Origin of the sequence: Paramagnetospirillum caucaseum, from assembly GCF_000342045.1 — a bacterium.
GTDB classification, from domain to species: Bacteria; Pseudomonadota; Alphaproteobacteria; order Rhodospirillales; family Magnetospirillaceae; genus Phaeospirillum; species Phaeospirillum caucaseum.
Genome location: NZ_AONQ01000110.1, coordinates 1 through 8,953, shown reverse-complemented (window position 1 = coordinate 8,953; position 8,953 = coordinate 1). Strand labels below are relative to the sequence as shown.

Below are 8,953 nucleotides of genomic sequence, written 5' to 3'. Positions count from 1 at the left end.
CGCCCTGTTCGCCGATTCCAGCGCCTGGGAGCTGACCACCATCGCCCCGGGCTCGGCCGCCGCGCCGTTCGCCGCCCCGCCGCTGGCCCTCGCCGCCAACGGCTGAACAGTTCACGACCCCCATCGCCCTCTCCGTCTCGGCGGAGAGGGTTTTTTTGCGGCGGGAAGGTGCTATAGTGCGGCCCGTTCCGGTCCCGTCCTTGCAAAGAGCCTCCATGCGCCATCGCTCCACCCTCGCCCGTCTTCTGCCGGCCCTCGCCCTGTCGGCGGCCCTGGCCGTCGGATTGGGGGCATGCAGCCAGAAGAAGCCCGAATACGTCGAGCGCCCGGCCGAGGAGCTTTACAACGAGGCCATGGACCTGGTCGACGCCAACGAATACTACAAGGCCGCCCAGCTGTTCGACGAGGTGGACCGCCAGCATCCCTATTCGGTATGGGCCACCAAGGCGCAGCTGATGAGCGCCTATGCGCTGTACGAGCGCAACAAGTACGACGACGCCATCGTCGCCCTGGACCGCTTCATCCAGCTGCATCCCGGCAACAAGAGCATCGCCTACGGCTACTACCTCAAGGCCCTGTGCTATTACGAGCAGATCACCGACGTCGCCCGCGACCAGAAGCTCACCGAGCAGGCGCTGAAGATCCTGCAGGAAGTGGTCGACCGCTTTCCCTCCACGCCCTATGCCCGCGACGCCAAGCTGAAGATCGACCTCGCCCGCGACCATCTGGCCGGCAAGGAAATGAATATCGGCCGCTATTACCAGCACCTCGACCATCACCTGGCGGCGCTCAACCGCTTCAAGATCGTGGCCGAGCAGTACCAAACCACCACCCACGTCCCCGAGGCGCTCTACCGCATGGTGGAGATCTACACCGCGCTCGGCCTGGACCAGGAGGCGGCCCGCGCCGCCGCGGTGCTGGGCCACAACTTCCCCGGCAGCGACTGGTACGAGGACGGCTACGCCATGGTCGAGCAGGGCAACCTCAATCCCTCCGGCCGCTCCAGGAAGAACTGGACCGATTCCCTGACCTTCTGGTCCGGCGACAAGGCCAAGGAAAAGCCCAAGGCCGACGATCCCGCCAAGACCAGCGGCGGCTGGTTCAACTGGGCCAAGTTCTGGTAGATGCTGACCGCGCTGTCGATCCGCGACGTCGTCCTGATCGAGCGGCTTGATCTTTCCTTCGATTCCGGCCTGTCGGTGTTCACCGGCGAGACCGGCGCCGGCAAGTCCATCCTGCTGGATTCCCTCGGCCTCGCCCTGGGCGCCCGGGCCGAGTCGGGGCTTGTCCGCCATGGCGCCGCCCAGGCCAGCGTCACCGCCGAGTTCGATCCCCCCGCCAATCATCCCGCCCGCACCCTGCTGGCCGGACAGGACATGGACGCCGCCGGCGGGCCGCTGCTGCTGCGCCGGGTGCTGGCCGCCGACGGGCGCTCGCGGGCCTATGTCAACGACCAGCCGGTCAGCGTCGGACTGCTGCGCAAGGTGGGCGACGAACTGGTGGAAATCCACGGCCAGTTCGAAAGCCACGGCCTGCTGGATTCCGCCACCCACCTGGGCGTGCTGGATTCCTTCGCCGGCGAGGCCGGGTCCCGCGTCGCCCTGGCCAAGGCCTGGACCGCCTGGCGCGACGCCGCCCGGGCGCGGACCGAGGCCGAGGCCGACCTCGCCAAGGCCAAGGCCGAGGAAGAGCACCTGCGGCAGGTGCACGAGGATCTCGCCACCTTAGGCCCCAAGCCGGGCGAGGAGTCCGAACTGGCCGCCGGCCGCGCCGTGATGATGCATGGCGAGAAGCTGCTGGAGGCCATGAACGCCGCCCAGAATGCGCTGACCCACAAGGGCGAGGTGGAGGCGTCCCTGCGCTCCGCCGCCCGCGCGCTGGAGCGCGTCGCCGAAAAGGCCGAGGGCAAGCTGGACCCGGTGATCGCCGCGCTCGACCGCGCCGCCCAGGAAGCCGCCGAGGCCACCAATCTGCTGGAACGCGCCTCGGCCGGCATCGACCTCGACCCCCGCCACCTGGAAAAGGTGGAGGAACGGCTGTTCGCGCTGCGCGCCAGTGCCCGCAAGCATCAGGTGGCGGTGGACGAATTGCCGCTGCTGCTCGACCGGCTGGGCCGCCAGCTGGCCGCCCTGGAAGGCGGCGGCGACGGGCTGGCCCGGCTGGCCCGTGCCGAGCAGGCGGCCCGCACCGCCTATCTGGAGCAGGCCCGCGCCCTGTCCAAGGCCCGGCTTGCCGCCGCCGCCCGGCTGGACAAGGCGGTGGCCGCCGAACTGCCGCCCTTGAAGCTGGACAAGGCCCGCTTCCAGACCCGCGTCACCCAGGTGGACGAGGCGCAATGGGGCCCCAATGGCCTGGATCAGGTCAGCTTCGAGGTGGCCACCAATCCCGGAACCGCCCCCGGTCCCTTAAGCAAGATCGCCTCGGGCGGCGAGCTGTCGCGCTTCATGCTGGCCTTGAAGGTGGTGCTGGCCCGCATCTCGTCGACGCCGACCATCGTCTTCGACGAGGTGGATTCCGGCATCGGCGGCGCCGTGGCCGCCGCCGTGGGCGAGCGCCTGGGCCGGCTGGCCGAATCCCTGCAGATCCTGGTGGTCACCCACTCGCCCCAGGTCGCCGCCCAGGGCGGCCACCATTACCGCGTCGCCAAGGCCGTCGCCGGGGCCAAGACCACCACCGGCGTCGATCGCCTGTCCCCCGACGCCCGCCGCGAGGAAGTGGCCCGCATGCTGTCGGGCGAAACCATCACCGACCACGCCCGCGCGGCGGCCGACGCGTTGATGGGATAAGATGATCCCCGTTGCCGCCCTGACTCCCTTCGAGGCCCGCATCGAGCATGCCGAGCTGGCCGAGACGATCGCCCGCTGGGACGAGGCCTATCATGGCAAGGATGCGCCCGAGGTTCCCGACGACGTCTACGACGGCGCCAAGCGACGCCTTGCCGGGATCGAGGAACGCTTTCCCGAACTGGCGGCCAAAAGCCCGCTCAAGGACAAGGTCGGCGCCGCGCCGTCGGACGGCTTCGGCAAGCTGGTGCATGCCGTGCCCATGCTGTCGCTCGACAACGCCTTCACCCCCGAGGACGTGGCCGAGTTCGACGCCAAGGTGCGGCGCTTCCTCGGCCTGGACGGCGAGGCCCCGCTGGCCTATGTGGCCGAGCCCAAGATCGACGGATTGTCCATCAGCCTGCGCTACGAGGGCGGCACGTTCGTCTCGGCGGCGACGCGCGGCGACGGGGCGGAGGGCGAGGATGTCACCCGCAACCTGGAAACCTTCCCCGAGACGATGCTGCCCCGCACCCTGGGAGCCGACGCACCGGCGGTGATCGAAATCCGGGGCGAGGTCTACATGACCAAGGCCGACTTCCTGGCGCTCAACCGGCGACAGGAAGCGGCGGGCGAGAAAGTCTTCGCCAATCCCCGCAACGCCGCCGCCGGATCACTGCGGCAACTGGACCCCGGCATCACCGCGTCCAGGCCGCTGTCGCTGTTCGCCTACGCCATGGGCGAGGCCTCCAGCCCGCCCGCCCCCAGCCACTGGCTCTATCTGGAGCGCCTGCGGGCCTGGGGCTTCACGGTCAATCCGCTGATCCGCCGCTGCGATGGAATCGCCGGGCTGCTGGCGGCCTATGAATCCTTGAGCGAGGCCCGCGCCGAACTGCCCTACGACATCGACGGCATCGTCTACAAGGTGGACGACATCGGGTTGCAGAAGCGCCTGGGCTTCGTCTCTCGCTCTCCCCGCTGGGCCATCGCCCATAAATTCCCCGCCGAGCAGGCCACCACGCTGCTGGAGGCCATCGACATCCAGGTGGGCCGCACCGGGGCGCTGACTCCGGTGGCCCGCCTCACCCCGGTCAATGTGGGCGGCGTGGTGGTCAGCAACGCCACGCTCCACAACGAGGACGAGATCGCCAGGAAGGACGTGCGGATCGGCGATACGGTGATCGTGCAAAGGGCCGGCGACGTCATCCCGCAGATCGTCGGAGTGGTGCCGGGCAAGCCGCGCGGCCCCACCTCCTTCGTCTATCCCGAAGTCTGCCCGGTCTGCGGCGCCCACGCGGTGCGGCCCGAGGGCGAGGTGATCCGCCGCTGCACCGGCGGGCTGACCTGCGAGGCCCAGGCCAAGGAGCGCCTGAAACATTTCGTGTCGCGGGGCGCCTTCGACATCGAAGGCCTGGGCGACAAGAACATCGAATTCCTGTGGGAACGCGGCTGGGTCCGCAGCCCCGCCGACATCTTCCGGCTCAAGGCGCGCAACGACGCCGAAATGCTGCAGAAGCTGGAGAATTTCGAGGGCTGGGGCAAGCGCTCCACGGAAAAGCTGTTCGAGTCGATCCGGACCCGCGCCCGCATGGGCCTGGAGCGCTTCATCTTCGCGCTCGGCATCCGCCAGATCGGCGAGGCCACCGCCAAGCGCCTGGCGCGGCATTACGTCACCCTCGAATCCTGGCGCGCCGCCATGACCGAGGAGGCCAAGGAGGAACTGACCAGCATCGAGGATATCGGCCCCTCGGTGGCCGGCGACCTTCTGGACTTCTTCAAGGAGAGCCACAACGCCGCCGCATTGGACGATCTGGTCGCCGCCATGACGGAACTCGGCGGCGGCGTCGGGGACGCCAAGGTGATCGAGTCCTCGGCATCGCCCGTGGCCGGCAAGGCGGTGGTGTTCACCGGCACCCTGGCCACCATGACCCGGCCCGAGGCCAAGGCCCGCGCCGAGGCGCTGGGCGCCAAGGTGGTGGGCTCCGTCTCGAAGAAGACCGACTATGTGGTGGTGGGCGCCGACGCCGGCTCCAAGGCCGCCGAGGCCGCCAAACTGGGCGTCGCCATCCTGTCCGAACAGGAATGGCTGGCGCTGACCGGCGGCTGAACCTTGCCGTCCTTGCCGCTCTCCCGTATACGGTGAGAGATGGCGGACGATCCAAACGACAGAAAAGCGGAACTGCAGCGCCGGGCACGCGATCTTGCGGCCATGCGGGGCGCTGCGTCCAAGCCGCCCGCCCAGGCCGAGCCGGAAGCGCCTGCCGAGCCCGAGGCGCCGGCGTCCTTCCCCGCCCCGACCGGCGACGCCGCCAGGACCGGCGGTCTGCTGGAACTGCTGGTCAGCCTGTTCAAGCCCAGGCCCGCCCAGCCGCCGCAGCCGGTACCGGTCCCCGTCCCGGTCGAGGGGCCGTCCTTCACCATCTTGGTGGCGGCGCTGTCCGGCGATGCCGACGGACAGGCGGCCACCCAGCTCAATCAGGTGCTCAACGCGCGGGTGGCCTTCAAGGTCAAGGCGGTGCCGCGCGTCTACCAGCTGGACCGCCTGGACGACCCGGCCCTGGTGGCCGGCGTGTCGCTCAACACACGGCACGCGGTGGCCGAGGAGGACGCCGACCTGCTGGTGTGGGGCGAGTTCGGCAAGGACGGCTATCGCCTGCGCCTCGCCACCGCCAGCAACGACGACGAGCGCGCCGCCTCGTTCGGCACCACCACCCGCATCGAGCTGCCGGCCGAGCTGGGCGAGGGGCCGTCCAACCTGCTCTACGCCGCCATTCTGGCCGCCGTCGAGGTGCCCACCGAGGCCCACCGCAACTCCATCCGCCGCCTGATGCCCGCCGCCGCCGCGCAGGTGGAGGGGCTGGCCGCCAAACCGCCGGTGCAGATGTCCATGGGGCAACAGCGCTCGTGCCAGCTGGTGTTCGGCCATATCGCCACCATCAACGCCATGGTGGTGCCGCCCGACGAGACCAACCTGTGGTTCGACAAGGCCATCAACGCCTATCGCCAGGCCCAGCGGCGACTGGCCCGCACCGACCCCTCGTGGGAGGCCGGGCTGATCCACAAGCATATCGGCGCAGTGCTGTCGGCCAAGGCCGAACGCTCCAAGGAGCCGGCGCCGCTGCTCGAGGAAGCCATCAAGGAATGGCGCCTGGCGGTGGAATGCCTGCCGCGCGCCCTGATGCCGCAGGAATGGGCCTCGGCCCAGGTGCGGCTCGGCGTGGCGCTCTACCGCCTGGACCTCAAGACCGGCCAGACCGAGCTTTTGCGCGAATCCGTGCAGGCGCTGCAGGCCACTCTCCAGGTCTATTCCCGCACCGAGACGCCCCAACGCTGGGCCGAGGTGATGCACAACATCGCCCAGGTGCTGGAAGTCTATGGCGACCAGTTGAAGAGTACCGAGGTGCTGAAGCGCTCCATCGACGCCTGCCATTCGGTGCTGGAGATCAGAACGCGCGAGCGCGGCCCGCTGGCCTGGGCCGCCACCCAGAACACCCTGGGCTCTGCCCTGTTCCTGCTGGACCGTCACTCCACCGGCGCCGGCCATCTGGCCGAGGCGGAACAGGCCCTGGCCGCCGCGCTGGAGGTGTTCCAGGGCCACGGCGCCAAGGGCCCGGCCAAGGTGGCGGCCAAGAATCTCGGCCATGTGCGCAAGCTGGCCGAAACCCGCAAGACCCGTCGGGGGATCGAGCCCCATTGGCTGGACGATCCCGACAGCAAGTAGCTTCCCAAAACGGGCGCCGCGCACTATGGTCCGGCAGCCTCGACGCAACACGCCCTGACTCAAGTTGATCGCCTTCCATGACCAAGCTCAGCCATATCCGTAATTTCTCCATCGTCGCCCATATCGACCACGGCAAGTCCACCCTGGCCGACCGCCTGATCCAGGCCTGCGGCGCCATCGAGGCGCGCGACATGAAGGAGCAGATGCTCGATTCCATGGATATCGAGCGCGAGCGCGGCATCACCATCAAGGCCCAGACCGTGCGGCTGGAATACAAGGCCAAGGACGGCAAGACCTATCAGCTGAACCTGATGGACACCCCCGGCCATGTGGACTTCGCCTACGAGGTCTCGCGCTCGCTGGCCGCCTGCGAGGGCTCGCTGCTGGTGGTCGACGCCTCCCAGGGGGTCGAGGCCCAGACCCTGGCCAACGTCTATCACGCCCTGGACGCCGGCCACGAGGTGGTGCCGGTCCTCAACAAGATCGACCTGCCGGCCGCCGAGCCCGAGCGCGTCAAGCAGCAGATCGAGGACGTCATCGGCCTGGACACCTCCGACGCGGTGATGATCTCGGCCAAGACCGGCATCGGCATCGGCGATGTGCTGGAAGCTCTGGTCAACCGCCTGCCCTGTCCCGAAGGCGATGTCGACGCGCCGTTGCAGGCCCTGCTGGTGGATTCCTGGTACGACCCCTATCTGGGCGTCATCATCCTGGTGCGCATCAAGAACGGCGTGCTGAAGAAGGGCCAGAAGATCCGCATGATGGCCACCGAGGCCGCCTATCAGGTGGATTCCTGCGGCTATTTCACCCCAAAGCTGGTGCAGACCACCGAATTGCGCCCCGGCGAGATGGGTTTCTTCACCGCCGCCATCAAGGCGGTGGCCGACACCAAGGTGGGCGACACCGTCACCGACGACAGAAAGCCCGCCGACACCCCGCTGCCCGGCTTCAAGCCCAGCGTGCCGGTGGTGTGGTGCGGCCTGTTCCCCATCGACGCCGCCGATTACGAGGATCTGCGCGATTCGCTCGCCAAGCTGCGCCTCAATGACGCCAGCTTCCAGTACGAGCCCGAGACCTCGGCCGCCCTGGGCTTCGGCTTCCGCTGCGGCTTCCTCGGCCTTTTGCACCTGGAGATCATCCAGGAGAGGCTCGAGCGCGAGTTCAACCTGGACCTCATCACCACCGCGCCCTCCGTGGTCTATCGCGTCCACAAGACCAACGGTGAGATGGAAGAGCTGCACAATCCCGCCGACATGCCCGACCCGGCCCGCATCGACCACATGGAAGAGCCGTGGATCAAGGCCACCATCATGGTGCCCGACGAGTATCTGGGGCCGGTGCTGACGCTCTGCACCGAGCGGCGTGGCCAGCAGATCGACCTGACCTATGCCGGTTCGCGGGCCATGGCGGTCTACAAGCTGCCCTTGAACGAGGTGGTGTTCGACTTCTACGACCGCCTGAAGTCCATCAGCCGGGGCTACGCCAGCTTCGACTACGAGGTGGACAGCTACGCCCAGTCCGATCTGGTCAAGGTGTCGATCCTGGTCAACGCCGAGCCGGTGGATGCGCTGTCCTTCGTGGTGCACCGCGCCAACGCCGAAAGCCGGGGCCGGGGCATCTGCACCCGCCTCAAGGAGCTGATTCCGCGCCAGATGTTCCAGATCGCCATCCAGGCCGCCATCGGCGGGCGTATCGTGGCGCGCGAGAGCATCAGCGCGCTCAGAAAGGACGTCACCGCCAAGTGCTATGGCGGCGACGCCAGCCGCAAGCGCAAGCTGCTGGACAAGCAGAAGGAAGGCAAGAAGCGCATGCGCCAGTTCGGCAAGGTGGAGATTCCGCAATCCGCCTTCCTGGCCGCCCTCAAGATGGGTGATTCCTAACCCCCACGGATAGGGACCGGATGACCGGCAAGGCTCGGGACCACGCAAGGGGCGATCGGAAAATCGAGCTGCGGGCCGAGGAGCTGGCATCGCGCTTTCCGCCGCTGCTGGTTGAGGCCGAGCGGGTCGCCCAATCCGTGGCGCAAGGCGTCCACGGCCGCCGCCGCGCCGGTTCCGGCGATGCCTTCTGGCAGTACCGCCGGGCCCAGCCGGGCGACGGGGCGGGGGCCATCGACTGGCGCCGCTCGGCCCGCTCCGACCATCTCTATGTGCGCGAGACGGAATGGGCGGCGTCCGAGACCGTCTGGCTGTGGCTGGATGCCTCGCCCTCCATGCACTGGCGCTCAGACGCCAGCCTGCCCACCAAGCATTCCCGCGCCCGCCTGCTGATCCTCGCCCTGGGCTCGCTGCTGCTGCGCGGCGGCGAGCGGGTGGCGGCGCTGGCCGGCGACACCCCGCCCTGCTGGGGCGGCGGCGCGCTGGCCCGGCTGGCCGCCGCCCTGGACCACGCCGGCGACGCGCCACCCGCCCCACCCGTCCGCCTGCCACGCCACGCCACCGTCGTGCTAGCCGGTGATTTTCTTCGATCC

Annotated in this window: 6 protein-coding genes; all 6 read left to right on the top strand. The window is 68.8% G+C overall.

The window, feature by feature from the left end:
* Positions 1-215 precede the first annotated feature (215 nt).
* Positions 216-1,124: an outer membrane protein assembly factor BamD gene (locus tag H261_RS21745; RefSeq protein WP_008622012.1), complete on the top strand. Its 909-nt coding sequence runs from the start codon at positions 216-218 to the stop codon at positions 1,122-1,124.
* Positions 1,125-2,786, top strand: coding sequence for a DNA repair protein RecN (gene recN, locus H261_RS21740; RefSeq protein WP_008622011.1), 1,662 nt, complete (start codon positions 1,125-1,127; stop codon positions 2,784-2,786). It begins immediately after the preceding gene.
* A gap of 1 nt (position 2,787) precedes the next feature.
* Positions 2,788-4,869 (top strand): NAD-dependent DNA ligase LigA, encoded by a 2,082-nt coding sequence (ligA, locus tag H261_RS21735; RefSeq protein ID WP_008622010.1) that lies wholly within the window; start codon positions 2,788-2,790, stop codon positions 4,867-4,869.
* 102 nt (positions 4,870-4,971) lie between these two features.
* The gene (locus H261_RS21730) at positions 4,972-6,483 is read left to right on the top strand and encodes a hypothetical protein (RefSeq protein WP_008622009.1); all 1,512 of its coding nucleotides are present in this window, start codon (positions 4,972-4,974) and stop codon (positions 6,481-6,483) included.
* 77 nt (positions 6,484-6,560) lie between these two features.
* On the top strand, positions 6,561-8,363 hold the full coding sequence (gene lepA / locus H261_RS21725; protein ID WP_008622008.1) for a translation elongation factor 4: 1,803 nt from the start codon (positions 6,561-6,563) through the stop codon (positions 8,361-8,363).
* A 20-nt stretch (positions 8,364-8,383) separates the two neighbouring features.
* On the top strand, positions 8,384-8,953 hold a 570-nt coding region (locus tag H261_RS21720), incomplete at its 3' end, for a DUF58 domain-containing protein (RefSeq protein ID WP_008622007.1).